This window comes from Metallumcola ferriviriculae (assembly GCF_035573695.1).
Classification (GTDB): Bacteria; Bacillota; JADQBR01; order JADQBR01; family JADQBR01; genus Metallumcola; species Metallumcola ferriviriculae.
The window spans coordinates 1,161,274-1,185,217 of sequence record NZ_CP121694.1 but is presented as its reverse complement, the minus strand read 5'-3'; the positions used below and the strand labels follow the sequence as shown (position 1 = coordinate 1,185,217).

At 40.8% G+C, this 23,944-nt stretch carries 23 protein-coding genes and 1 pseudogene; 7 read left to right on the top strand and 17 right to left on the bottom strand.

Annotation, left to right across the window (positions count from 1 at the left end):
* Positions 1-13 precede the first annotated feature (13 nt).
* The 10 genes from MFMK1_RS05980 to MFMK1_RS05935 all read right to left on the bottom strand — a co-directional run bounded on the left by MFMK1_RS05980 (position 14) and on the right by MFMK1_RS05935 (position 9,556).
* The gene (locus MFMK1_RS05980; RefSeq protein ID WP_366924214.1) at positions 14-565 is read right to left on the bottom strand and encodes a 2-oxoacid:ferredoxin oxidoreductase subunit gamma family protein; all 552 of its coding nucleotides are present in this window, start codon (positions 563-565) and stop codon (positions 14-16) included.
* Entirely contained in the window at positions 566-1,312 is a 747-nt protein-coding gene (locus MFMK1_RS05975; protein ID WP_366924213.1) for a thiamine pyrophosphate-dependent enzyme, read from the bottom strand.
* Complete coding sequence (locus tag MFMK1_RS05970; protein WP_366924212.1) at positions 1,272-2,363, bottom strand: 3-methyl-2-oxobutanoate dehydrogenase subunit VorB; 1,092 nt, start codon at positions 2,361-2,363, stop codon at positions 1,272-1,274. The genes MFMK1_RS05975 and MFMK1_RS05970 overlap by 41 nt, the downstream gene beginning before the upstream one ends.
* Positions 2,360-2,581 carry a 4Fe-4S binding protein gene (locus MFMK1_RS05965; protein WP_366924211.1) on the bottom strand — a complete coding sequence of 74 codons (222 nt, stop codon included), beginning with the start codon at positions 2,579-2,581 and terminating at the stop codon, positions 2,360-2,362. Before MFMK1_RS05965 ends, MFMK1_RS05970 begins: the two co-directional genes overlap by 4 nt.
* The gene (locus MFMK1_RS05960) at positions 2,574-3,626 is read right to left on the bottom strand and encodes a Glu/Leu/Phe/Val dehydrogenase dimerization domain-containing protein (RefSeq protein WP_366924210.1); all 1,053 of its coding nucleotides are present in this window, start codon (positions 3,624-3,626) and stop codon (positions 2,574-2,576) included. The genes MFMK1_RS05965 and MFMK1_RS05960 overlap by 8 nt, the downstream gene beginning before the upstream one ends.
* A 270-nt stretch (positions 3,627-3,896) precedes the next feature.
* Positions 3,897-6,005, bottom strand: a complete 2,109-nt coding sequence (locus MFMK1_RS05955) for a sigma-54 interaction domain-containing protein (RefSeq protein WP_366924209.1) — start codon at positions 6,003-6,005, stop codon at positions 3,897-3,899.
* 204 nt (positions 6,006-6,209) lie between these two features.
* Positions 6,210-7,139, bottom strand: a complete 930-nt coding sequence (locus tag MFMK1_RS05950; RefSeq protein WP_366924208.1) for an alpha/beta hydrolase — start codon at positions 7,137-7,139, stop codon at positions 6,210-6,212.
* Between the two features lie 296 nt (positions 7,140-7,435).
* Positions 7,436-7,678: a type II toxin-antitoxin system Phd/YefM family antitoxin gene (locus MFMK1_RS05945; RefSeq protein WP_366924207.1), complete on the bottom strand. Its 243-nt coding sequence runs from the start codon at positions 7,676-7,678 to the stop codon at positions 7,436-7,438.
* Positions 7,679-7,851: 173 nt separating this feature from the next.
* The gene (locus tag MFMK1_RS05940) at positions 7,852-8,916 is read right to left on the bottom strand and encodes an FAD-binding protein (RefSeq protein ID WP_366924891.1); all 1,065 of its coding nucleotides are present in this window, start codon (positions 8,914-8,916) and stop codon (positions 7,852-7,854) included.
* Between the two features lie 250 nt (positions 8,917-9,166).
* Complete coding sequence (locus MFMK1_RS05935) at positions 9,167-9,556, bottom strand: (deoxy)nucleoside triphosphate pyrophosphohydrolase (RefSeq protein WP_366924206.1); 390 nt, start codon at positions 9,554-9,556, stop codon at positions 9,167-9,169.
* A gap of 205 nt (positions 9,557-9,761) precedes the next feature.
* Between MFMK1_RS05935 and MFMK1_RS05930 the strand changes: the two genes are divergently transcribed.
* The 3 genes and pseudogenes from MFMK1_RS05930 to MFMK1_RS05920 all read left to right on the top strand — a co-directional run.
* Positions 9,762-9,908, top strand: coding sequence for a hypothetical protein (locus MFMK1_RS05930; RefSeq protein ID WP_366924205.1), 147 nt, complete (start codon positions 9,762-9,764; stop codon positions 9,906-9,908).
* Positions 9,909-10,345: 437 nt separating this feature from the next.
* Entirely contained in the window at positions 10,346-10,849 is a 504-nt protein-coding gene (locus MFMK1_RS05925) for a DUF6431 domain-containing protein (protein ID WP_366924204.1), read from the top strand.
* A gap of 147 nt (positions 10,850-10,996) precedes the next feature.
* Positions 10,997-11,692: pseudogene (locus tag MFMK1_RS05920) on the top strand (transposase family protein); the annotation flags it as partial.
* A gap of 84 nt (positions 11,693-11,776) precedes the next feature.
* Here MFMK1_RS05920 and MFMK1_RS05915 read toward each other — a convergent pair.
* The 4 genes from MFMK1_RS05915 to MFMK1_RS05900 all read right to left on the bottom strand — a co-directional run bounded on the left by MFMK1_RS05915 (position 11,777) and on the right by MFMK1_RS05900 (position 14,991).
* Positions 11,777-12,805 (bottom strand): tyrosine-type recombinase/integrase, encoded by a 1,029-nt coding sequence (locus tag MFMK1_RS05915; protein ID WP_366921706.1) that lies wholly within the window; start codon positions 12,803-12,805, stop codon positions 11,777-11,779.
* Positions 12,789-13,754, bottom strand: a complete 966-nt coding sequence (locus MFMK1_RS05910) for a tyrosine-type recombinase/integrase (protein WP_366921707.1) — start codon at positions 13,752-13,754, stop codon at positions 12,789-12,791. Before MFMK1_RS05910 ends, MFMK1_RS05915 begins: the two co-directional genes overlap by 17 nt.
* Positions 13,747-14,331, bottom strand: coding sequence for a tyrosine-type recombinase/integrase (locus tag MFMK1_RS05905; protein ID WP_366924203.1), 585 nt, complete (start codon positions 14,329-14,331; stop codon positions 13,747-13,749). The genes MFMK1_RS05910 and MFMK1_RS05905 overlap by 8 nt, the downstream gene beginning before the upstream one ends.
* 87 nt (positions 14,332-14,418) lie before the next feature.
* The gene (locus tag MFMK1_RS05900) at positions 14,419-14,991 is read right to left on the bottom strand and encodes a hypothetical protein (protein WP_366921709.1); all 573 of its coding nucleotides are present in this window, start codon (positions 14,989-14,991) and stop codon (positions 14,419-14,421) included.
* 542 nt (positions 14,992-15,533) lie between these two features.
* Between MFMK1_RS05900 and MFMK1_RS05895 the strand changes: the two genes are divergently transcribed.
* Complete coding sequence (locus MFMK1_RS05895; RefSeq protein ID WP_366921705.1) at positions 15,534-15,854, top strand: Mu transposase C-terminal domain-containing protein; 321 nt, start codon at positions 15,534-15,536, stop codon at positions 15,852-15,854.
* On the top strand, positions 15,848-16,639 hold the full coding sequence (locus MFMK1_RS05890) for an ExeA family protein (RefSeq protein ID WP_366921704.1): 792 nt from the start codon (positions 15,848-15,850) through the stop codon (positions 16,637-16,639). Before MFMK1_RS05895 ends, MFMK1_RS05890 begins: the two co-directional genes overlap by 7 nt.
* Positions 16,640-17,232: 593 nt before the next feature.
* Here the strand turns inward: MFMK1_RS05890 and MFMK1_RS05885 are convergent.
* Positions 17,233-18,383 (bottom strand): IS3 family transposase gene (locus MFMK1_RS05885; RefSeq protein ID WP_428846290.1). Its coding sequence is split into 2 segments (ribosomal slippage): positions 17,233-18,131 and positions 18,131-18,383, totalling 1,152 coding nucleotides; the frame shifts between segments, so codons are not numbered across the junction.
* A gap of 152 nt (positions 18,384-18,535) precedes the next feature.
* Here MFMK1_RS05885 and istA point away from each other — a divergent pair.
* Both istA and istB read left to right on the top strand, forming a co-directional pair.
* The gene (gene istA, locus MFMK1_RS05880) at positions 18,536-19,822 is read left to right on the top strand and encodes an IS21 family transposase (RefSeq protein ID WP_366924890.1); all 1,287 of its coding nucleotides are present in this window, start codon (positions 18,536-18,538) and stop codon (positions 19,820-19,822) included.
* The gene (istB, locus tag MFMK1_RS05875) at positions 19,822-20,577 is read left to right on the top strand and encodes an IS21-like element helper ATPase IstB (RefSeq protein ID WP_366924201.1); all 756 of its coding nucleotides are present in this window, start codon (positions 19,822-19,824) and stop codon (positions 20,575-20,577) included. The genes istA and istB overlap by 1 nt, the downstream gene beginning before the upstream one ends.
* Positions 20,578-21,132: 555 nt before the next feature.
* On the opposite strand, the gene MFMK1_RS05870 is transcribed toward istB, so the two are convergent.
* Positions 21,133-23,097, bottom strand: a complete 1,965-nt coding sequence (locus MFMK1_RS05870) for a GAP1-N1 domain-containing protein (RefSeq protein WP_366924200.1) — start codon at positions 23,095-23,097, stop codon at positions 21,133-21,135.
* Positions 23,084-23,941: a TRAFAC clade GTPase domain-containing protein gene (locus MFMK1_RS05865; protein ID WP_366924199.1), complete on the bottom strand. Its 858-nt coding sequence runs from the start codon at positions 23,939-23,941 to the stop codon at positions 23,084-23,086. The genes MFMK1_RS05870 and MFMK1_RS05865 overlap by 14 nt, the downstream gene beginning before the upstream one ends.
* Between the last annotated feature and the right edge of the window lie 3 nt (positions 23,942-23,944).

Below are 23,944 nucleotides of genomic sequence, written 5' to 3'. Positions count from 1 at the left end.
CCCTGGATAATAACTAATAAGACACATTAATGTTCTGGAATCCCATTTCCAAAGCATCTTTGTTAAGTTTCAATAAATTTTGATGATGCTTCGGCAGCACATCTTTGAGTGCCTGCAAAATACTACTAATCGCAACAACGTTAGAAAGCTTAACTAACGCACCCAGCACTATGAGGTTACTTACCTTACTATTTCCTAACTTATTTGCAAAACTGTTGGCTTCAATAGAATATACATGAATGCTACTTCGTTTGGGTGCTTGCTTGATGACGGAACTATTGGTCAATAATAAACCTCCTTCAGCTATTATTGGCTCAAATTTTATTACTGAAGGGCCATTAAACGCTATTAAAGCGTCAGGATATTCAACCAAAGGAGAACTAATTTCACTATCTGCAATAGTTACGGCACAATAAGCTGTGCCCCCCCGCATTTCCGGCCCATATGACGGGACCCACGCTACCTGCTTACCTTCCAGCATACCGGCATAGGCTAGTAACTGCCCCACAAATAATACTCCTTGGCCGCCAAATCCGGCTACTATTATGCCAAATTTTTTCTTCATTTACGACACCTCCTGGTCTACTTTGAATTCTCCCAAGGGGAAATTAGGAATCATATTATCTTCCAACCATTTCAATGAATCCAATGGAGTTTTTCGCCAGTTGGTGGGGCAGGTAGAAAGTACTTCCACCAAAGAAAATCCTAAACCCTGGAGCTGAGTGGTAAATGCCTTGGTAATAGCTTTCTTTGCTTGTTTTACACTTTTAGGGTTGTGAACAGACACTCGACTAATATAAGCAGCCCCCTCCATAGCAGCCAGCATTTCCGGGATTTTTAACGGATACCCGTCAGTCATTGCATTACGGCCTTGGGGAGAGGTTGTTGTTTTTTGTCCTACTAAAGTAGTGGGAGCCATCTGCCCGCCGGTCATGCCAAAACAGGAATTATTTATGAATATTATGGTAATATTTTCTCCTCTGGCGGCAGCATGGATTGTTTCTGAAGTACCAATTGCAGCCAAGTCTCCATCCCCCTGGTAAGTAAACACTAAAGTTTCGGGTGAAACTCGTTTTATACCTGTGGCTACTGCCGGTGCCCGTCCATGAGAGGCCTGTTGCATGTCCATATTAAAATACTCATAAGTTAATACTGAGCATCCTACAGAAGCAACACCGACACTACTTTCTCTAACATCTAATTCATCAATGGTTTCTGCTATCAAACGGTGAACTAAACCATGGGTACAACCAGAACAGTAATGAAAGTTATCAGGCATTAAGGCTTTTGGTCTCTGAAAGACTGTCTTCATTTTCATACCCCCCAATTCGTTTAAGGTGCTTTAATATGCTTAATGAGTCTGGTAGCATACCTCCCATTCGGCCATAAAAGTGAACTTTTACCTTTCCATCAACTGATAACTTCACATCGTCTACCATTTGACCGGCATTCATCTCCACCGTTAAAATTGCTTTTGCATGAGGTATATTCTTCTTTAATAACATTGACGGAAATGGATACAAACTAATTGGTCTAAATAATCCCGCTTTTATACCTTGATCCCGGGCCAAATTGACTGCCTCTTTGGCAATCCTTGCAGCTGTTCCAAATGCTGCTACGACTAACTCAGCATCATCGGTTAGATAGTGCTCAGCACGTTGTTCTTTCCTTATTATTTTCTTATATTTTTCTTGGAGACTTAAATTATGCCGTTCAAGATTTGCAGGTTCAAGGTGAAGTGTGCTAATGATATTTTTATTTCGACCACGACATCCTTTAGTTACCCACGGTTTAGGTGCTACATTTTCAGGTTGTTTATTAAACTCAACCGTTTCCATCATTTGCCCAAGCAGCCCATCTCCTAAAATCATCACCGGGGTACGGTAACAATCAGCTAATTCAAAGGCTAATCTAGTCAAATCAACGATTTCCTGGACAGAAGCAGGCGCCAGTACAATCATCCGATAATCTCCATGCCCACCCCCTTTGACCGCTTGAAAATAATCGGCTTGCGAAGGGTGAATCCCCCCCAAACCAGGGCCTCCGCGCATCATATTAACGATAACACATGGTAATTCTGCTGCAGCAATATAAGATATCCCCTCCATTTTGAGACTAATGCCTGGACTTGAAGAGGACGTCATTACTCTCGCCCCAGCGCCTGCAGCACCGTAAACCATATTGATAGCTCCGATTTCACTTTCTGCCTGAAGAAATATCCCGCCCTCCTCCGGTAAACGCCGGGCTAGATATTCAGGTAATTCGGACTGTGGTGTGATAGGGTACCCAAAGAAATACCGGCATCCAGCGGCAATAGCTGCTTCCCCAATTGCCTCGTTACCTTTCATCAATTTGCGCGTCATCGACTCACCCTTTCCACTTGAATCACTACATCCGGACACATCCTGGCACAAAACGCACAACCTGTACACTTCTCCATATCTGTCACCTGTACCGGGTGGTAGCCCAGGACATTTAATTCATCACTTAGGGTTAAAAGGTTTTGAGGACAAAAAACAGTGCATATACCACAGCCTTTACAATTATCTTTAAATAGGATTATTACACCTTTTTTAGCCAACTACGTCTCCCCCTTGACCCTGCTTGGCTTGTTGGATACGTTTTGTCGCAAGCAAATCTGCCGCCCGATATGTGGGTATTCCTTGGGTTTTTGCTAAATTAATGACTTTCCGGGTAGTATCGTAAATCTTAGCGACTTTTTGCAATGTCTGTTTTTCGTTGTTTCCTATCAGCTCCTCTTCGACATTAATTACCCCGCCTGCGTTTATAATGTAATCAGGCACATATAGAATACCAAGCTGCTGAATAAAGTCTCCATTATGATTACTTTCAAGCACATTATTTGCGGCACCAGCGATGATTTCACACTTTAAACTCGGAATAGTAATATCGCTTACCACAGCCCCTAAAGCACAAGGGGCAAATATATTACAATTGACACCATATATTTTGTGGGGTTCGACAGCCTTGGCTCCAAACTCTGCAACCGCTTTCTTTATTGCCGCCTGATTAATATCTGTGACAACAAGCGCAGCACCCTCTTTATTTAGGTAATCACAAAGTTTAAAGCCTACATTACCAAGCCCTTGTATAGCAACGGTAAGACCTTCTAACGAATCTCTACCATATACTTCTTTGACTGCAGCCTTTATTCCCTGTAATACCCCAAAAGCAGTAAAAGTCGATGGATCCCTGGTGACCCCAACTACATGCCTAGTTTCTTGTTTGATAATATTCATATCTGATTGACAAGTACCTACGTCTTCAGCCGTAATGTAGCGACCACCAAGACTGTCAATATAACGCGCATATGACCTAAATAATTTTTCATTTTTATCCTTTTGTGGATGGCCAATAATTACAGCCTTTCCACCACCCAGGTTTAATCCGGCTGCTGCCGCCTTATAAGTCATCCCACGGGATAATCGTAGTACATCATCTAATGCTTCTTCTTCAGAAATATACGGCCACATTCTGGTGCCACCTAACGCTGGCCCCAAGGTAGTATCATGAATGGCTATTATGGCTTTTAACCCCGTGTACTGGTCATATGCGTAAACTAGCTGTTCATAGTCATATTTTTCTAAACATTCAAATATTTCCATAGAGAACATCTCCTTTTTGAAATCTAAGGTTCAACACTCGACTGTTAACATTAAGTCATTTTTTTGCTTCACCTCCACATAAAAACTTATTCATCACCAAAAGGATAAGAAAATTGCTTAATATACTTAACAATACTAGTCGCAAAAATTATGCCAGCCAAAAAGAATGAACGTACCAGTAGTTCCATGGGATGGTTTCAAAAACAAAAAGGGATAAATGGTGGTTTTACACCATTTATCCCAAATAATCCAATTAGCCAAATTAAGTTGTTAAATATTATTAAGGTATTCATACCCCTTAACGGTTAATTTACAGCCGGCTCTTCCACGATGGACCGTAATTAAGCCCGTTTTTCTTAGTTTCTCAATGATTACTCGAACTTCGTTCTCGGCTAAAATCAACCCTTCTGCTTTTGCCAAAGCTACCAAGGTCCTTCTGCCCACAGTTTTGCCGCTAACCCTTTCGTTATAAATACTATTTAGTATAAATGCTTCAACATCTATATTAGAACATTCTTTTAGAAGAAAACGGGCTTTTTCGTTTGTTTCTGGCAGTTCCTCATGCGATTCATTTAAGCCTCTCAATACCTGTCCAAATAAATTTTCTGCGCTTTGGGATTTTGTGAGCTTACCAGTGTTGCCATTGACAAATGGAATGTCCGCAACTTTAAAATTTCCATCACTCATAACAACCAAATGTTCTATTACGTTTTCTAACTCTCGTACGTTTCCCGGCCATTTATAATCCATTAAAGATTGCATAACATCTTTAGAGATACTATTGTTTGCACCGAATCGTTTTAAAAATTGTGCTGTCAACATGGGTATGTCTTCAATTCTTTCTCTAAGGGGAGGCACCTCCAGTTGCAATACTTTAAGACGGTAATAGAGATCATCACGAAATTCACCCTCCCTAACTAATTTAGCTAGGTTACGATTTGTAGCTGCTATGACACGCACATCTACCGTAACAACTTTAGTACCACCTACTTTTAAAACTTCCTTTTGTTGAAGCACCCGAAGAAATCTCCGTTGCAAATTTTGAGAAACATCACCTATTTCGTCTAAAAAAATTGTTCCATGGTGAGCCTGCTCAAAAAGTCCTGGTTTCCCCCCTTTTTTTGCTCCAGTAAAAGCCCCGTCTTCATAACCAAATAATTCACTCTCTAAAAGATTATCCGGTAATGCACTACAGTTTATTGCTACGAATGAAAACTTTGACCGTGGTGAGGAGTTATGAATAGCATGGGCAAATAGTTCCTTTCCAGTCCCGGTTTCGCCGAGAATCAAAATGTTTGAATTAGAACCTGACATTTTTAACGCTCTGCTAACACAATGTTTCATTTTGTCACTCTTAAATATTAAATCCCTAAATGAATATTTTGATTGATGCCCCCTGCTTCTAAGCTCAGACCTAAGCTTTTGACCTAATTCCTCGACCTTGGTTGCAACTTGCAGAGTCATTACCCCTCCAGTAATTTGGCCCCCGCTTGATAGGTCTAATTTATTAAAAATAATATTTTGCTGCCCAACCTTTATTAAAATGTCTTTTATTTCGTCTTCGGTACTGAGCAATCCTATATTTTCATGTTTTAAGAATTTATCTATCTTTTGCCCCACTATTTCCCAAGAATTCCTGCTAAAAATATTCTCCGCTGCTCTATTAAATATGGTTATAATGCCATTAATTTCGTATGCAATTACCCCGACATGAACTGTATCTAATGTCTTATGTAAGAGAGTATTCATGTGGGATAAGCCTTCCATGGTAAATTGCAATCCTTGGCTTCTTGGAATGATTTGTTCAGTATATGCCATTAAAATACTCTGGGTTTCTTCATTTAAAACACCAAAAAAGGTTAGGATATCTGCAATTGTATTTACGTCAATAACTCGATGTCCAATATCGATAATTTCTTTTACATGTTTGGGAACCAACTGAAGCTCTCCCGGAGTTATCGATTTTTTAATATGGGGTACATCTTCTATAGCTGGATAGTAAGGGGCCAAGTCTATGTGTCTAGCTCCTAATTCATACAAAAGTGCAATTGTCTCGACGGCAGAATCCCGTTCATCATTTACCAACATAAGCTTCTCTCGAGGAGGTATAGTTAAAACTTTTTCCCAATGTTTTTTAAGCAGTGTACGTCGAATAACTATGATTTTCGTTCCAGATTTTATATTCTGGGCAACTTGGCGGGCGAGTGTATGAGTACTAACTAGTGCCAAGTTAATATCAACCTTACTGTTCATCCATTCTTCAATTGAAAAGGATGAAATATCCAAAAATTCACCCAATAATTGATCTAATTGATTTTGAATTACTTCACTTGTACTCTTGGCTCCTGCTATTAACGCAACTTTAAATTTATAAGTCATATCTTTGAATACCCCCCAGCCATATTCTTAAGATTCAGAAAATTATTCCTCCAGTGTACCATATTGTTATCGCCTTTGCTTTAAGCTGCTTTGTAGATAGTTTCCATTTCGAGGTTACTCCACCAATTCCTGTTTTTCGTTAACATAATAATGGCCTTTTAAAAACCTCTTATTTAGTCTACTAAAATAATATTAAAGCACATCTTATTCGCAATATTTTCTTAACCAGGCTAAGGTGTCTTCAATTACCTCGTCTTTGTTGGTTTCGTTGAGCATTTCGTGTCTTCCCTCGGGATATAGCTTGTAGGTAACATCCTGTAGCCCGTGTCGATGATATGAAGAGACCAGGTTCTTAATTCCTTTTCCGAAGTTCCCAACTGGGTCTTTGTCTCCAGAAAAAATATATATTGGGAGTTCTTTTCTTATTTGTGACATGTTTTGATAGGTATGTAAGCCTTTAAGGGCCCGCAATAAATCATAGAAATATCCTGTTGACGACACAAAGCCGCATTGTGGGTTGTTCGCATACTTTTGTACCTCTTCATCATTGCGACTTAGCCAGTCAAACGGCGTTTTGTTTGGCCTAAATTTCTTGTTAAAATCGCTAAACATAAGACTATTTAGAAATTCATCCCTATGTTTAGGCCCCAATTTCTTCAAACGCCTTTTTGCTATCATTTCCGCTACGTTCAATAGAAGAGGTGCCTTTTTGCCGTTGGATCCGGATAATATCACACCGGCTAATTGATCTGTCGGATAGGTAAAGATATATTTTTGAACCAAAAAGGAACCCATGCTATGCCCAAACAAGAATAATGGGCAATGGGGCTGTTCCTTGGAAATAATTTGATTTAGGTCATACAAATTCTCCACCATTTTATTAAATCCGTCTTCGCCACAATAGCCTAAATTGTCGTGCTCCTTGGCCGTGTTTCCGTGCCCCCTGTGATCATTTGCATAAACTAAAAATCCTTGTTTTGTGAGTTCTTCAGCAAAGTATCGATAACGTGATGCCGTTTCTGCCATTCCGTGGGCAACTTGAACGATACCTTTGATTGGTTTATCTGACATCCACTTATACACAAATATTTCTACATCTTCTTTGTCATGGAAAGTAAAAGTTTTTTCTTTCATTTTCAGACCTCCCACTGGCGTACAATATCTGATCAACATCTGTACAGGATGTTTTGCATACATAAAGTAATAAATCTTCTTCCCCGGACAACCGCAACTTGTTAAACACTATGTAATATTGAAATGTTTGGTTTTGCAGGAATTTCATTACCCTAACCAGCGACTGCCTGTGGCCGTAATTCTCCCAGTCTATACCATTCTCAATCCTTCAAGGAAAAAAATAACCCCCTGGCTGGTCGAATAAGTGGCAAGGGGTTTTTCTTGGTCATTAATAATTTGCGCTAAAGATGGGTAAATCATTTAGCAAGTGCCTTATAAGCTTCAAAATTCTCAAGTAACATTTTTCTGCTTATATCTTCCCAAGCCCGCTCCTCTCCACTGTTCATTTGAGAAATTTCCTCAAAATCTATTATGAGGTACTTTGGCTTATTTTGCTTCAAAATAATAACCATCTTTTCTTCATCTACAATTTTTGCAACTTTTGAGAAGTTTTGATTAGCCTCTGTAATGCTGACTTGACTTTTCGGATTAATTAACATTCTTTCCACCTCCGTGTCATTATTATACCACATAAATAGGAGAAAATATACCTATTAAAATGTCAACTGCGACAGTCAGGCATTTGCGCAAAATCATGGAAACTATTCCCTACCTGAAGGAAACTCGCCTATAGCCTTGTCACAAGAATAAATCTATTATTGTGCTCAGGCACCTAGTTTTCATCTATTTGCATGCTTTGCAGACCTGATAACATTACCCACTTTCTCATTTGGGAGTTATACATAAACGGTGCTTTTAAATTCTTTAATCGAATGTTCCTTCTTAGGGGTGTAATATTATCTAAATAATGCTTATGATAGTTTTTAAAATCAGACTTTATTGCTTGGGCAAGATATGAGGCACTTCTGAAAGCATAGCTCAAACCTTCCGCTGAACTTGGGCTAATCCAACCTCCTGCTTCACCAATTAACGCAATTGGGGACTGGCCTACGGAAAGTTGGCGGACTCTCATCGGCCGTAAAATAAAAGCTCCTTCCTTCTCAACCTGCTTATTTAATTTAATTCCATATCGCTTCATTTTCTCTTGTAATAGTTCAAACTTAGAGGAAACATTCTCCCTTGGCTTTAACGCCGTCCCCAGTAGTAAATGCTGCTCTTTGGGTATAATCCAAGAATAGTAATCGGTGATCTCTTTATCAAAAATAGCCGTGAAGTAGGGCATAATTTCCTTCGCTGTAAACTTTGCTTGAACAGATATATATTCTCTTGGGACAAGTCCTCGGATTCCTAATTGTTTTCTCACTAAAGAGTGGGCTCCGTCTGCCCCTACCAGAATTTTGGCATGCTCAATATGAGTTTTGTTGTTTTGGGTTAAAACAATGCGAACAGCGTCTTCTTCCTGTTCAAAATGTTTGAATTGACTGCCGCAACGCAAATCAACCTCGTCCGGAAGCAAAGATATTAACCAGCGGTCAAATTTCTCCCGATCCATATTAAAGTAGAATCTCTGATAGAATCTTTCCAGTTTGTTATTAATATCAATAGTCCTAACAGCAAATATTTGCGGACTTACCAACACGTTCTGAGGTAGGGCCAAGCCCATCTTTGCCAGCATTTTTTGGGCATCCGGGGCGATAAGTCCACCGCAGCATTTAGTGAACTGCCCTTTTTGGGGGTCAGAATCCAGTCGTCTCTTATCTATAACCAGCACCTTATAATCTTTGGCTAATAACCGTGCTAATGTCGCACCAGCAGGCCCTCCGCCAACGATTGCCACATCATACAATAGGAAGCACCCCCCCACCTAATATGCCTAGCCTTCTAAAGCAATATTTGCTCATGTCCTACTTACTCAGGTTACCGTCAAATTTAAATATGTATGAGAATAAAGCACCATACTCTTCAATTCTTTAGAAATAAAGTTAATCCTTTTCTGTTCGTACTTTTAGAAAACTCAGCGAGACACCACTTGTCATAAAGTAACCCGCCATATCCATTTGCCTTTGGGTGATTCGAGCTCCTTACCTCTAATTTTGAAAATCATGTAAAAAACAGTTCAATATTTTAATATCTGCCGGAGCAAAATCAAACTGCTTTAGCTTACTTTTTTCGACCCATTCCACCGCTTCATGAGCGTTTAATTCTAGTTCACCGTCGGTAATTTCTGCAAAATAGCTCATTAGTTCAATACCGCCGGTCTCGTAATAATAGACGTTCTTCATAAAATAACCGGAAATTTTGATGCTAAGGTTTAGTTCTTCTTTAATCTCTCGTACAAGACATTCTTGCGGCGTTTCGTCGTTCTCGACTTTGCCACCGGGAAATTCCCACTTCAATGACAGTTTGTCGTTTTTCGGTCTCTGTGCAATAAGTACTTTGCCATCTTTTTCAATTATAGCTGCAGTAACTTTTTTCACGATTTCACCCCACTACAAACGAGTGTTTACATAGAAGTAAAACCGAAAAATACGCAGGAGAATTCTACGCATTTAGTTTATCATCACCATAATGTCCGCAGCCTCCTGAATATCAGATTATGTCCTTCTCTGAATATACAGGATTTTTAGTAGAAGTGGCTCACTTTTATTCTAGCGTTTATACCATGTTCTGGCATATTGTGGTTTGCGACGAGCTGAACTCCTGTCACTCGTTTGGGACCAATCAGATTTTAAAGCTAAACAATTAAGGTTTTTAGGGAAAGGTGACCTTGAAAGAATTGTCCCTCTTAATGATAAGACAGAGCAGGTATTATGTCCGCAGCCTAGTTAAATGACGAAATTACATAAATTATCGCCAGATTCCATGACGGATAAAAAGGAAAAAGAAAGCCGACGGTGTAATTGACTTAAAAGAGTCGTCAAGTTACCTGTCGGCTTTAGTGATTAAAAGGTTTTCATCATCGTAGTGATCAAATTACAGTCGCCGAGGCTGTGGAGAGTGTGGACAACACGGTTTTCGTTGTCCAAGCCTTGTGCGTCAACCTGGAGCGTAGCGGAGGGTTGTCCACATGGCGGCACTATACATAGCCTCCTCGATGTAGATAAATCGACTTTAAAGAAAGGAAAGAGCCATTGCCCCCTTGTTAGCTCGCCAGCTACAGGCAAATGGCTCTCCCAAAACCTATGATAATTTTACTCGAAACCAGCGTATCTATCAAGCAATATTTAAAGAATTGGCAAAAGTATGACGGAGATATTAAGTGCCCTTTGTGCAATACATTGACACGAAGGCATACCAAATATGAACGGGAAGTAATCTCTAAGAATGAAACACATACCATAGTAATACTTCGCCGACGCTGTAAACCCTGTAACATAACCATATCTCTACTACCAAGTTTTCTAAAACCTTGGCAAAGATTTGCCAATCATTTTAGAGAGATTGCCGGCAGGTGGCATTTAACCGGCAGGTCACTTAATAGAATAACAGCCAGTCTTTCAAAAAGCGGCATTAGCCGCCGGACACTGCAGCGGTGGAAGCAAAAATTCCATAAGCAACTTAATCGGCAACTCATTCGACAGCGCCGAAAAATCGCAAATGATGATGCCACAGCAGATAGTATCCTACTACAGTACCGTAAAGGCCTTACTGCAAGAGAAGAACTTAAAATTCTTTTGTTATCACTTTTAGGGAAAGCGAAAGCTATCCCACAACCAGGCAAGTTGCTTACAGCTCTTAATCTCAATCTTCCGCCACAAGATTACTGGTAGCAAAGCCAAAACAGATGCCACGGCACTGGTAGTTTCAGGTAAAAATGCAAGCGGTTCCCTCAACATAAAATGTCTACTTATCCATCGCCCTTTTCTATGTCATCATGAGATAGTTACTAAATTTATGCGCGGAAAGGAAGATAAACGATGGATGAAAGCAAGCGAAATGAGATCGCTGCCTTCCGGTTTGGCCTAATTGCCCCGGTAGTACAGCGAAACCTCCACCCCGGGGAGAGGTATGCCCTGTTACGGGACATTGCACAGAAAAGTTACACCATTCCCTACAGCGATAAGACTACCATTAGTATTCGGTCTTTAGAAAGGTATCTTCAAGCTTACGAAAGTGGAGGATTTGAAGCATTAAAGCCTCAAAAACGAGACAAAAAGGGCAGTCTTAAAAATCTTGACCCTAAGATATTAAAAAAGGCTTTAGACTTTAGGAAAGAACTCCCTAGCCGGAGTGTAGATACCATCATCCGGCTTTTAGAATTAGAAGGTCATGTGGCCCCCGGTATTATCAAAGCAAGAACCTTGTCTCGGTACTTTCAAGAACAGGGCTGGGGGAAGAAAGATTTAGAAGGTAAGGTAGCCAAAGCATTTCGACACTTTGAGCATGATGAACCCAACGATTGCTGGCAGGCAGATACCCAACATACTCTGTATCTACCCGACCCTAAAGATCCTGACAAACGTAAAAAAGCGTACTTAATAGCCATCATAGATGATCATAGTCGGCGCATTATGCACGCTGAATTCTTCTTTGAAGAACGCTATCCCCGGCTTGAACGTTGCGTTCAAAAAGCGGTGTTAAAGTTTGGAGTACCGCGAATTCTTTATGTCGACTATACCGAAGAAAAAACTATGCCGAAAAAACCCGGGAATACGCTCCATATCTGCGTTTCCAGCTGAAATTTCGGCATAGTTTGGCTATAGTTTGTAAAGTCTCTCTGAATACTCTTTGCTTTTCCATGATTTTTCCATGTCAGAAGGGTTCGCCCTTTCCAACGACTTCGAAAGCGTCTCCAGCGTAGCGAAAGCATAAAAACCTGACGTCGTGGAGAGAACCTCATGTCCTAAAAGCTGCTGTATATGGGTCAGTGGGACACCTTCCTGGTACAGATGCATGGCTCTGGTTTTTCTGATCATATGGCAGTGAACGTTTCCCGGCATTGACAGGCATGTATCCGACAACTTTTTTGCATATCTTTTTATCATTTTTTCAGGGGTGTCAATGGATAGCCCATGCGCTTTCCCGTGCGTCTTAGCATAAAATAATGGCGCGTCAGTGCTTTCATACTCTGATCCATGAAACTCTCGAAGATAGCGCTTTAGATGTGCCAGCGTGCTATCCATCAGAGGGACATTCCTGTATTTCCGGCCTTTACCAAAGAATGTCACATGGGGTATGGACGCATCCATGTGCAGGTCGCACAACCTTACCTTTAGTGCTTCCGAAACCCGCGCTGCGGTGTCGTACAAAAAAATGAGCAGCATCTGGTTTCTACGTTCTAGCTTTTTATGTGTGTCCGGTGCTGCCATCAAAGCAGACATGGCTTCACGTTCGAAGAATTCAATGGGCGCCTGCGTCAGCCTTATCCCTTTGATCGTGCCTGAACTTATGCAGATAGGCATGATATCTATACATTCCTGTGATGCGTATTCCAAAAGGGAGCGCAATGCCGTCAGCCTAAGGTTGCAGGTTTTTGGGGCTAGTTGCGCGGTTTTGTGCATCCACAACATGTATCCCTTGATGTTTTCCCTATCAAGCATCTTAAAGCTGATGTCTTTGCGCTTGGCGCCCTTCTCTGACTCAAGGTAATCAATATAACGGTTTAGGCAATTCCTGTAGGATGCTACAGTGTTGGCACTTGCCCTCCTGATGTCTGGTAGATAGTTGTTAAGAAACTCAGCCGCAATGCTCCAAAAGAAAGCGTTGTCTTCAGCTCTGTTCTTCATGTGGCACCTCCGGCACAAGGGATTCCAAAGCTCGCGCTTTTTGCGAGAAGGCACCAAAATATTCGGGCACAAAATGGAAATAGTACAGTGTACTCTGAATATGGGCGTGCCCCATATACCTCATCAAGAACGCCAACATTACATTGACGTCTTTGCCTTGCTCAGCCCAGCGGTTCAGGTTTGCATATGCGAAGTGATGTCGAAAATCAAATGCGCGAGGCTTGATTGGCGAGCGAAAATGTGGGAGTGCCCCCCTCCAAATTCTGTTGAAATTTGCAGAGATAAAGCTTTCTTTGTATGGTTCGCGCTGATTTCGTGGAAAGAAATATGCCCGGTCAGGAATAATGCAGGACATTCGCTTGTCATATCTATATAAAACCTCGGTCAGCTCGTCGCTGATGAAAATGCGCCTGCTGCGGCCTTTGGATGCTTTGATATCAATGTACTTGTCGTCAAGACATACGTCACTGTGCAGAAGCATACGCGCTTCCCTGCACCGGAGACCGCAACAATATAACAGACGGAATACCGCCGGGATGACCAATTCTCTCCCAGGCCATTCCTTTCTTTTTTGGATTTTGTCGCAACAGTTAAAAAATGCCCTGATCTCGGTCGCTGTGAAAAAATGGGGCAAATGAGGTTCCAGCTTCCCACCCCGCTTGGGCGGAAGGATATACGCGTTGTCGTATCCGTTCATGCCAAGGTACTTACCAAACTCCCTAATAACGGCTGCCATGTTGTACAGGCAGCCGGGGTTGTCCACCGCCCTGGCATACCAGCCGGATACAAGCTCCCTGTCAGGGACTTGGATAGTTGGATTATTCGATTTAGCATACGTCAAAAAGTTTCTTAGATAATATTCACCTGTTTCGTACTTAACCCCCAATGCCCTTTTGTACGTGAGGAATTGCTCAGCCAAACGGTCCATGGATGCAGATATGTCATTCATTGCTCACGCCCCCTTCCACAAAAGGAACTGGGAGGCAGCACTGGGCCATCATATGCTCGTCAGTAGCTAAATACACATCCACGCTGTTAGGGTTACAATGGCCGAGTGCGGTCGATATGTCGTAAAGAGGGACGCCGCTTTTTAACATATGAGACGCCGCGTTATGGCGGGTGAACCTTGTACCACATATTCTGCCCTGTTTAAGAATACCAGCGTTGCGAAATGCGTTCGACAGGATTGCCCGGTATCCGGTGTGGCTGGAGAGAGGTCTGAACGGAGCCTGCGTGGAAAGAAAGAGTTGTGTTGAGTTTGACGATGGGCGCTCGTGCAGCAGGTAATCCGCTATTGCGTTGCCGTATGTGGCCCGCAACGGGAGTTCCAACGGCTTCGATGTCTTTTGTTGCGTGACATGTATTCTATCGTTTGCCCAGTCGATATCGGTGATTTTTAAATTGTATATGTCCACGGAGCGCATTCCGGTTTCAAACGCGAGCCAGCAGATAGCTCTGTCCCTTGCTGAAAGGCTAGCTGTTTTCAGATACTCTGTAAATGCCTCATGCTCGCATTTTCCCAGCACGGGTATGATTTCCCTTTTCCGTTTTGGTGCCTTGGGGAAGGTCGCCAGGAGTTGGCGTGTTGACTCGCTCACTTCAAAAAATAGCTTTTAGCCCGGAAGATGAGCGCCTATGCTCGTGGGTTGATAGCGATCCCTGCACAGCACTTCCAAAAAGGATGGGACGTCCCCGCTTTGTATTTCCCCTGTTGTGCGGCACCTGTTCTCTTCACAGTAGAGAAGAAAGTGATGAACGAAGCGTTTGTATCCGTCGATCGTATTCTTATTTAGCCCAATTTCTTCCCTCATGTGGTGGATGAATGAAGTATAGGCCTCAATGAGCTGCGGTGCGGTCAACTCGTCAAGAACTGGCGCACGGGGGAGCGAAGGCCAATCCGATATGCCTGTGTCACGATATGTTTTTAAAATGTGTATACATCGACTGTGCCTCTTGAATCTGGATTTGCTGTACGCACCTGTTCTGAAATGCGACGAATCGTCGATAAACGCTTGCGAAAGCTCATCGTCAAGCGTGTCTTTGCCCATCCTGTCAGCCATATTTTCCAATAGTGTGCAGGTGCTTCTAACTTGTTGGATATACTTGTCGCAATAATGGGCTTTTTCCATTTCGGTCAGTACCGCGATGGTCAGTTCTTTTAGGTTATTCGTCCTGATTTTGTGCATTACTACACCTCCTGAAAAGTTTGATTACAGGATGATGTTAACACAAAATAGCAGTACCAAACTATGCCGAAGTTTCAGCTGGAAACGCAGATATGGAGCGTATTCCCGGGTTTTTTCGGCATAGTTTTTTCTTCGGTATAGTCGACACTATTCCGAATTCGGAATAGTGTCGATAATGGTTCGGTTTACAGTGCTAAGCAGTTCCAGGTAATCTGTGCCCATATGGGCACAAAACTTTTGCACGCAAGGCCCTACAGTCCAGAGTCAAAAGGCAAGGTAGAAAAATTCTTCAGATACGTTGATTCAAGCTTCACCAACGAGGCCAATCTGTTGATTAATCACGGAAAGCTTTTCGATTTAAAACAGCTTAATACCTATCTTCGCTCCTGGCTTGAAACTTACGATAACCGAGTCCACCGCAGCACCAAACAGACACCAAAACAAAGGTATGAAGAAAATACCTCCCATATCCGTCATCTGACACCGAACGAACTTAAGAAATCTTTCTCTGGGAGGGAGAACGGACAGTACGTAAAACCTCGGTGATTGAGGTAGAAGGTAACCTTTATGAGGTAGATTCGTTCCTACGCGGCAAAAGAATTCAGATACGCTATAACCCTTTTGATTTATCCCTGATCCGTGTCTACAAAGACGGCACGCGCTATGACGATGCTAAGGCAGCTGTAATTAACAACAAGCGTCACCCAAAGATGCCCGATGAATTAGAGGAGCAATCGCCGGGTTTTATCTCTAGTTATTTAGAAAACCTCAAAAAAGAGCAGGAAGAAAAACAGCGAAAAGAGCTTGGCACCACCAGCTTCGTAAAGCTTGAAGATAAGACCTGGGGTGAGACACCATGTTAGACTTTTTTGGTATGAAGACAGTCCCTTTCACCCGGGAAATTGATACTAACCAATGCTTCGTTTCTCTAAGCCACAAGGAAGCAAAAGCCCGCCTGGAGTATACAGTGAAGAACCGGCTGGTGTTTCTTTTAACTGGAGAGCCGGGTATGGGGAAAACCACCATTGTCCGTTCCCTTTTGCATAAGCTTGACACCATGCATTACCGCTATGAATACATCTGTGACTCGTCGCTGACACCAAAGCTATTTTACAGAGAAATTTTAGAGCGTTTCGGGGTACCTTGTTCCACGAGGCCTACAGAAATGAAGCGTCAGTACCGGACTTTGATGCTTGATATGTATGAACAGGACAAGAAAGTTCCAGTAATTGTCCTAGATGAAGCGCATCGTTTTTCAGAAACCATGCTTGAAGAAATTCGATTTCTACTAAACTTTAAAGAAGATTCTATGTCTCCATTGGCACTGGTTTTGATAGGCCAGACAACACTAAGAAACCAGCTCAAAGTGCGGCATTTAGAGGCTATTGATCAGCGGATACAGGTTAGATTCCAGATGGGAGCTTTAAGTGAAAAGGAGACGGAGGAGTTTATCAGGCATCAAGAAAAGATATCTGAAACGCCAAGTGATATCTTCTCCGGGGAAGCTATCCAGGCCATCTACAACTATACCCAAGGGGTTCCCCGTAAAATCAATACCCTGGCTAGTCAGGCCCTTTTAGATGCCTATATTCAGGGTGAAAAAATTGTGGGCGAGGCTCATGTTAATCGAGTGATAAATGAACTCTGATATTACTGACAACAAAAGTGGCAAACCGGTAATGCCAGTGGCAGTGTGGGTGACCGTACTTACGCTGCCACGTCAGTGCCGCTGGCTAGGCATCCGACATTTAGGTTGGCTGCGAACAGTATTATGGGAACTACTCCAGACCCGCCTTCCATTTGTAAATGATATTGTAAAAGTATACCACTTTACCCCATTTTGCTATTGAATTAGTTTACCACCTAACATTAAAATTCCTGTAAAATAGCATTAAATATTTTACAGGAGGGGATGAAAGGTGTGAAGGTTGAAGTGGATATGTATAAAGAAATACGACAAAGTTTTCTTAATGGTGAATCCCAACGGCATATAGCCCAAAGATTAGGAATATCAAGACCCACAGTCAAAAAGTACTGACCTTCTCCCGCTAAAATAGACACCGAAAATGGCGGATATTCTCCCGTTCACAGAGTTTTTGGCCGCCCTTGACATGGAGCCTCTGGGCCTATGTTTCTGAGAGGACGGAGGCAGGCCAATAATGCTGCCCTCTTGCCGGAGAGGCTAACACAGGCCCTTCTCCATGTAAAGGGCTGCGCAAGCGTCCAAAAACATGCTCAGGATTACGCGGCAGTTTGTGAAAACAACTGCTCATATTCAACTGGTGACATATACCCAAGGGCGGAATGTAGCCGGCTACGGTTGTAAAAAACTTCGATGTATTCAAATATTGCTTGGCGAGCTTCAGCCCTTGTTCTGAAGCGGATGCCATAGATTAATTCCTGTTTGAGTGTACCAAAGAATGATTCCATGCATGCATTATCATAGCAGTTACCCTTACGGCTCATGCTAGGTACCATATGATAATCTTTAAGGGCTTGTTGGTATTCGTAACTGGCATACTGACTACCCCTGTCTGAATGATGGATTAACCCTGCTTGAGGGCGATATCGACGATGTGCTTGTCTTAGCGCACCCAGTACTAGCTTTCGAGTCATAGTCTTATCCATAGCCCAACCAACAATCTTACGGTTAAACAGGTCTTGTATGGTTGCAAGATAAAGCCATCCTTCGTTTGTAGGGATATAGGTAATATCAGCAACCCAGACGTTGTTCGGCCTATCCACATTGAAGTCTTGGTTGAGTAAGTTTCCGGCAACAGGATAATTGTGTTTGGAATTAGTCGTAGCCTTGAATCTCCTTTTGGTTTTAGCGACAATTCCATTTTCCCGCATGAGGCGGGCAACACGCTTTGGGCTACATCTAACGCCCTGTTTTTGAAGTACCCTGGTTATCCTGGGGCTGCCGTAAGTACCTCGAGAGTCTTTGTGTATTTCACGGATCTTTTTTAGCAAATATTTATCCCGACGTTTTCGGTCACTTTCTGGTCGTTTGAGCCAAGCATAATAACCGCTTCTAGAAACCTCTAGTACTCGGCACATCTTCTGCACCCGAAACTTGAAGCGGTGCTGATAAATGAACTCATATATTATTTCTGGCGCTTTGCGAAGATGGCCGTGGCCTTTTTTAGAATAGCGTTTTCCTCTTGCAGATCATCGATTATTTTCTTTAGACGTTTGATTTCTTCGTCTTCTGTCCTTTGGTTGCCGCTGCCAGGGAAAGCGTCGCCTTTGTGCTCTTTGTACTGGCGTATCCACTTATAGAGGGTATTTTCATGAATACCCAGTTCTTGAGCTACTTTCCTTACTGGACGATCCAAATCCAGAACCAGCTTCACGGCTTCTTCTTTAAAGTTTTTGTCATATTGATTCATGACGGATACCTCCAATGGCTTTATTATACCAGCCATTTGCTGTGTCCATCAAAGTGGGTTAGGGTTAGTACTGTGAAGGTGACGCACATCCTGATGTACGTAAACCTTATGAAAGATCACCAGACACAGTTACAAAGGGCGTAAAACAGTTTATCCTTGACTGCTTTAAAGCAGACAAGGAAGAGAACATTAAAAAGCAAAAACATACTGCAAAGCGTATATATAATCGACTGGTAGAAGAAAAAAGTTTTACTGGTGGAGAATCTACCATTCGCAAAGCTGTAAAGGAATTAAAAGCAGAACAAACTGTTCCGCCTGGGGCTATTATGCCTCTATCGTATGAACCAGGCGAAGCAATTCAAATCGATTGGGGTGAAGCTACTAGTTATATTAATGGCGAAAAGACTAAGCTGTATATATTCTGTGGCAGACTCTGCTATAGCTGCGATATATTCGTTATGGCATTTAAATCACCCAACCAAGAAGCTTTTCTAGAAGCCCAACAACTTATGTTTGATTTCTTTGGTGGCATTTCTAAACGCCTCATTTTTGATAACGCCAAGGTAGCCGTCAAAGAAGGGTTTGGCCTTTATGCCAAGCCCCAAAATAAGTATCTTTCATTTAGTGCTCACTATGCTTTTAGTCTGGATTTCTGTAATCCAGGGAAAGGCAATGAAAAATCACTAGTCGAGAATCTTGTGGGATACTCAAGAAGAAATTTTATTGTTCCAATTCCAAGAGTATCCAGTATAGATGAACTAAACCAAAAGCTCTGGAATGATTGCCTAAAATACCGTGAGACTCACAAAGTGCAAAACAGAAATAATTCAGTAAATGTTATGTACCAAGAAGAATTACGTTTCTTAAATGCAATTCCTAGATTTAGATTTGATACAAGTAAAACAGTAGTTGCTAGTGTTGATGACTATTCTACTGTTCGTTTTGAAAAGAATAATTATTCAGTACCCACCAAACATTTAAGAAAAGACGTTACTGTAAAAGGTTATGGAAATTACATCCGCATTCTGTATCAAAATGTTGAAATAGCAAATTATACTCGCTGTTACTTCCATGGTAGGACCGAGTACAAGTTAGAGCATTACATTGATTTGCTGGAGCGAAAACCACGTTCTGTATTTAATGCAAAACCAGTAAAAGATAATGTTGCCAAAGCTCTCTTAGACTGGGGCAGACAGCTACCAGGTGGTAATAAAGAAATGGTTAAACTGTTACGACTATGCGTCGATTATGGTGAAGAGAGAATTCTTAAGTTGAAAGATCTAATTCCCGGCCATGTAGTTCCTACAGTTGATATGGTAAGAACACACTTAAATGAGCCAACAGAATCAACAGTTATTTATCTCTCTCCTAATGAAGTGCCCGTAGAAGCAGTTGACCTTACAGCATATGATAAGAAATACGGGATGGTGGTGCAATAATGCTAAATGCAGAAACAATTGCCTTATATTCAAAGCAGCTAAAAACACCTTCCTTCAATAGATACGAAGATGTTATACGCCAATTAGATAATGATAAAAGCTATGAGCAGTTCCTAATAGAACTCCTGAAGCTTGAGACTGCCTCAAGGATGGAAAGTAGCCAAAAGCGTAGAATTAATGCAGCTAAATTCCCTTACATAAAAACATTTGACGAAATGGATCTTAGTCGATATGAACACGTGTCAGAGGCAACTTTTCATGAATTAGCCAGCTGTGATTTCGTAAGCAAACGGCAAAATGTAGTTATGATAGGTAACACAGGCCGGGGCAAAACGCACTGCTCAATAGCCCTTGGTATTAAAGCATGTATGCAAGGCATGAAAGTTAAGTTTTATACGGCAGCCAACCTTTCTAATGAGCTTATAGAAGCCATGGAATACAAAAGAATTCTAAAGCTTGAACGGCAACTAGCAAAGGTTGATTTACTAATTATCGATGAGGCATCATACATCACTTTTAATAGGCATCAATCAGAACTACTTTTCAAAATAATAGCTGATAGAGCAGAAAAAAGGAGTGTTGTTATATCTACAAACTTAAAGTTCTCTGATTGGACAAGCCTTTTTGAGAATGAGACTATGGTTGCTGCACTAATTGACAGGCTAACATTTCGATCACATGTACTGAATATGAATGGTCCATCATTTCGAAGTGAGTCCAGAAACCATTCAAAGGAGATGGAGCACAGTGAATAAAGTCCAAAGATAGAACTAGAGGAACCATTCTAAGCAAAGAAATTCAGGGAAGCGCCGGTGGTATAGGTGTTTCCCTATATTAAGCACTTAAGTGGTAAACTTTTTCAGTATCAAAACTACCAAAGTGGTAAATTTATTCATTAGCGCAACTGGTAAACAAATTCAGTAGCGCGTGGTAAACAAATTCATTGACATTCGCATTCCATTAACAAACCGAGCAATGTTCTTAAATACAACAGGTGAGAGGATGGGCAACTATGCGTTTAGAGAGCGGTTTGATCGTTGTGTAGCAAAAGCTGCTTTGGACTCCGAAATAGTAACGCTCCATAAAACTTAGGCACACTTTTGCAGCTAATTTATTGGATAAAGGTGTGGATATGGTTACTATCCAAGAATTGTTAGGCATCTAGATCCAGGATCCACAATTGTTTATACGCATACAGATTCACGTAAAAAGAGAAATGCGATAAAAAAACTAGATTAGTAAAGTAAAACCGAAAGACAAGCCACAAACGCGGCTTGTCTTTCTATTAGCTATAGTAAGATGATTCCAATTTAAAACTGGTACCCCTTCCGCTTCATGGCTTTTCTCAGTCTCTTTGATTTGTCCCAACTATTGTACCACGAAAGTCTAGGTAACAATTTATCTAACTTTTGCCACTGGTCGTAATCAAACTGTTGGTTTGCCAGTTTAGCATCAATTGGATAAAATACAAATTCAGCAAATTCTTTTGTTACATCATCTTTACTCATTAGCATTATTGGTAGGAAAAATTGGGCCAATAAGAATCGTGAGTCCTCATTGATTTTTTTAAAATCAAGTTTATCAAAAATCCTAAGCCATGGTTTTATACCGTATTGACTTATAGCTTTGGAATATGGGTCTAACCTAGATGCAATTGAAACAAACAAGCTTACATCATCCAATGACTTGACTGCTAATAACCAATTGATACACTCTTCGGGACTATTATTACATAACTGCATCCAGTTATCTTTTTGCTTACCTGTACTAAGGCACCAATCTAAAAAAATTCTTGTTGAAACGCTTCCAAAGGTATTATAGACTTTTTCCGAAATACTTTCTCTGCTATTTTCTATAATAAGCTCAATAATCTCAGCAATTAATTCTTCACTTATACTCCTTGCGTCAATGCAATCAATTAGTTCGCATTGAAAATTTCGAGATTGCTGCCAGATTTGTGGGCATAATGCAAATTCAGGGTTTAAAGTTACCAATACATTACAAGCCCCTAAATCCATGTTAGTAAATTTCGGTAATTCCTTTTGTTCAACTAGTAAAGAAAATTCCTTTATCAAGTTTTCCCCAAATTTGTTTAGTTTTCTTTGTGATATTAACTTATGAAATAAACGTCTAATTATATTTTTATCTTTTGACCACAATGACTCTAATCTAGTTCTAACTTGTAATTGTTTACAAGAGTTCTTAATGTTTGACGTCGTTGATAATTCAAGAATGAGTTTCGGCAATTCATCGAACATAAACCACCTATTGTCTGGTGAAAAGCTAAGAACTCGATAAATTAATTTACTAACAAGTATATCGTAATCATCGGATTCAAACATGCTTTTTCCAACTTCTAAATACGTATTTATTTTTATTCCCGATGTTCCAATGTTAGCTTCAGTATACAACCGGGCAATTTTGCCAAAAAGCTCTTTCCTCTCGGAGTCTATTCCAAAATGCCTTACGAAATCTTTAAATTTAAGTCTACCATCGATTACTAATAATTCTTCTGAAATATTGATCACCCATTTAGGGTAGTTTAATAGTGTTGTATTTAAATTGTCTAATACCTTTATTTGGCGCTCTGAACGTCCTATACTTTTTGTCAAAACGTGTGGAACTATTTGAAAATCAAAAGTCTCTTTGCCGATCTTTCGATTTGCGAGTGATCCGGTACAAAAAGTAAATTTCCTCCTTAAGTTTAAATTCTGATTTTGCCACAGAATTAAAACTTCTCTCAAATATTGGCCAGGATTGACAACTGGTAAAATAACAGGTTGTGAATTATTATGAATGGACCATAACAAGTACTTAAGTACTTCTAGCGAAATATTAGCAAGCGATTTATGTAATTCAAAATGGTCATTCTCAAAGTCTGAAGGCAGTTCTATTGATTGGCTATAAATTTCCTTGTCAAAGTCAAAATCTTTCTCTGGTCTAATGAATAATTCCAATAGTTTACTATAATTATTGAATCTTTCTAAATCATCAAAACTCAACAAAAGACTATGTGTCCATACGCAACCGGGGCGTTTCATCTCGGAAGCGTACCACGTTTTTCCCAAAGCATAGCACTTATCATCCTTGAGAGGATACCCAGTTATATATTCAGAAAATCCCTTGTATACCTCCGGACCAGATAAGTCACTTAAAGTAGACATGATTCTTAATGAACCATCCGACAACCTCTTCGAAGATGCAAGCAAGTGATGCCCTTGAGAATAACCGTGCAACGTTTGTTCAATTATTAGATTCCTGTTATTTTTTTTCATTGGACTTACTCACTATCCTATTTAATGGTAATGTTATGTCGTTCAAAAGATTTCCATCATTGTCTACAACCATTATTCTATCACAAGGATCGTTGATTTCCAGTAGTTTTTCCTGATCCTCTAGTTGACCACCCTGTGCGCTAACACCATAATATTCTAGCAAAAAAACATTTGAATTAGATTTGAGATATTGCCAAAGCAAAGGCATTCTTGTTTTTATGTAATTTTCGGGTCCCATTTCTTTCTGACAGGTTTCTTTTAATAAATCCCATGCAGATATCATTATACATAAGTTTACAGATTTATTACCTCTCATATGCGTTATAAATTGTAAAAGGTCCACGAGTTGTACCTGTGTAGGATCATTTTCACGCGGATTTCGCGGTTCATGCTCTATGGCACCCTCAATATTTTCTTCTCTCACGCTAGCAGGTACTTCTGAAATAAAGTATGGCTCTTTTATTTTTTCTGGGTGAACAAAAAGACAAATACCAAGGCAATCCTGCACAAATTCCACATGTTCTTTCTTAGCTTCCCTGTTTTCATATTGATGTTGAAAGGATTCTCCAGATAAATCTGTGAATGCAAGCGTAATCTCATCTTCTTTATTATTTTCCAATGATAATGTGATTGCCTTTTTTTCAAACTCTGGTTTCGTTCGGGAAACTTCCTCTGCGTCTGCCCATTTAGCACTTATTCCAGACAAATAGCTATGGTCTTCTGTATAAGTTTTTATCCTTAAACTTAAATTTTCTTTGTTATTTAAACAATGCCAAAGAGCAGCCAAATATGTGGTTTTCCCTGCTTCAGGCAATCCCATTATAAAGCATTTTTTTCCATCCATAGT

Bases quoted from the DNA above. Each gene is read 5' to 3' on its own strand.
- MFMK1_RS05900 (WP_366921709.1), bottom strand. From the start codon at position 14,991: ATGCACAAAATCAGGACGAATAACCTAAAAGAACTGACCATCGCGGTA.
- MFMK1_RS05915 (WP_366921706.1), bottom strand. From the start codon at position 12,805: ATGAAGAACAGAGCTGAAGACAACGCTTTCTTTTGGAGCATTGCGGCT.
- MFMK1_RS05970 (WP_366924212.1), bottom strand. From the start codon at position 2,363: ATGACGCGCAAATTGATGAAAGGTAACGAGGCAATTGGGGAAGCAGCT.
- MFMK1_RS05890 (WP_366921704.1), top strand. From the start codon at position 15,848: ATGTTAGACTTTTTTGGTATGAAGACAGTCCCTTTCACCCGGGAAATT.
- MFMK1_RS05945 (WP_366924207.1), bottom strand. From the start codon at position 7,678: ATGTTAATTAATCCGAAAAGTCAAGTCAGCATTACAGAGGCTAATCAA.
- MFMK1_RS05950 (WP_366924208.1), bottom strand. From the start codon at position 7,139: ATGAAAGAAAAAACTTTTACTTTCCATGACAAAGAAGATGTAGAAATA.
- MFMK1_RS05955 (WP_366924209.1), bottom strand. From the start codon at position 6,005: ATGACTTATAAATTTAAAGTTGCGTTAATAGCAGGAGCCAAGAGTACA.
- istB (WP_366924201.1), top strand. From the start codon at position 19,822: ATGCTAAATGCAGAAACAATTGCCTTATATTCAAAGCAGCTAAAAACA.
- MFMK1_RS05980 (WP_366924214.1), bottom strand. From the start codon at position 565: ATGAAGAAAAAATTTGGCATAATAGTAGCCGGATTTGGCGGCCAAGGA.
- MFMK1_RS05960 (WP_366924210.1), bottom strand. From the start codon at position 3,626: ATGGAAATATTTGAATGTTTAGAAAAATATGACTATGAACAGCTAGTT.
- MFMK1_RS05865 (WP_366924199.1), bottom strand. From the start codon at position 23,941: ATGGATGGAAAAAAATGCTTTATAATGGGATTGCCTGAAGCAGGGAAA.
- MFMK1_RS05870 (WP_366924200.1), bottom strand. From the start codon at position 23,097: ATGAAAAAAAATAACAGGAATCTAATAATTGAACAAACGTTGCACGGT.
- MFMK1_RS05975 (WP_366924213.1), bottom strand. From the start codon at position 1,312: ATGAAGACAGTCTTTCAGAGACCAAAAGCCTTAATGCCTGATAACTTT.
- MFMK1_RS05910 (WP_366921707.1), bottom strand. From the start codon at position 13,754: ATGAATGACATATCTGCATCCATGGACCGTTTGGCTGAGCAATTCCTC.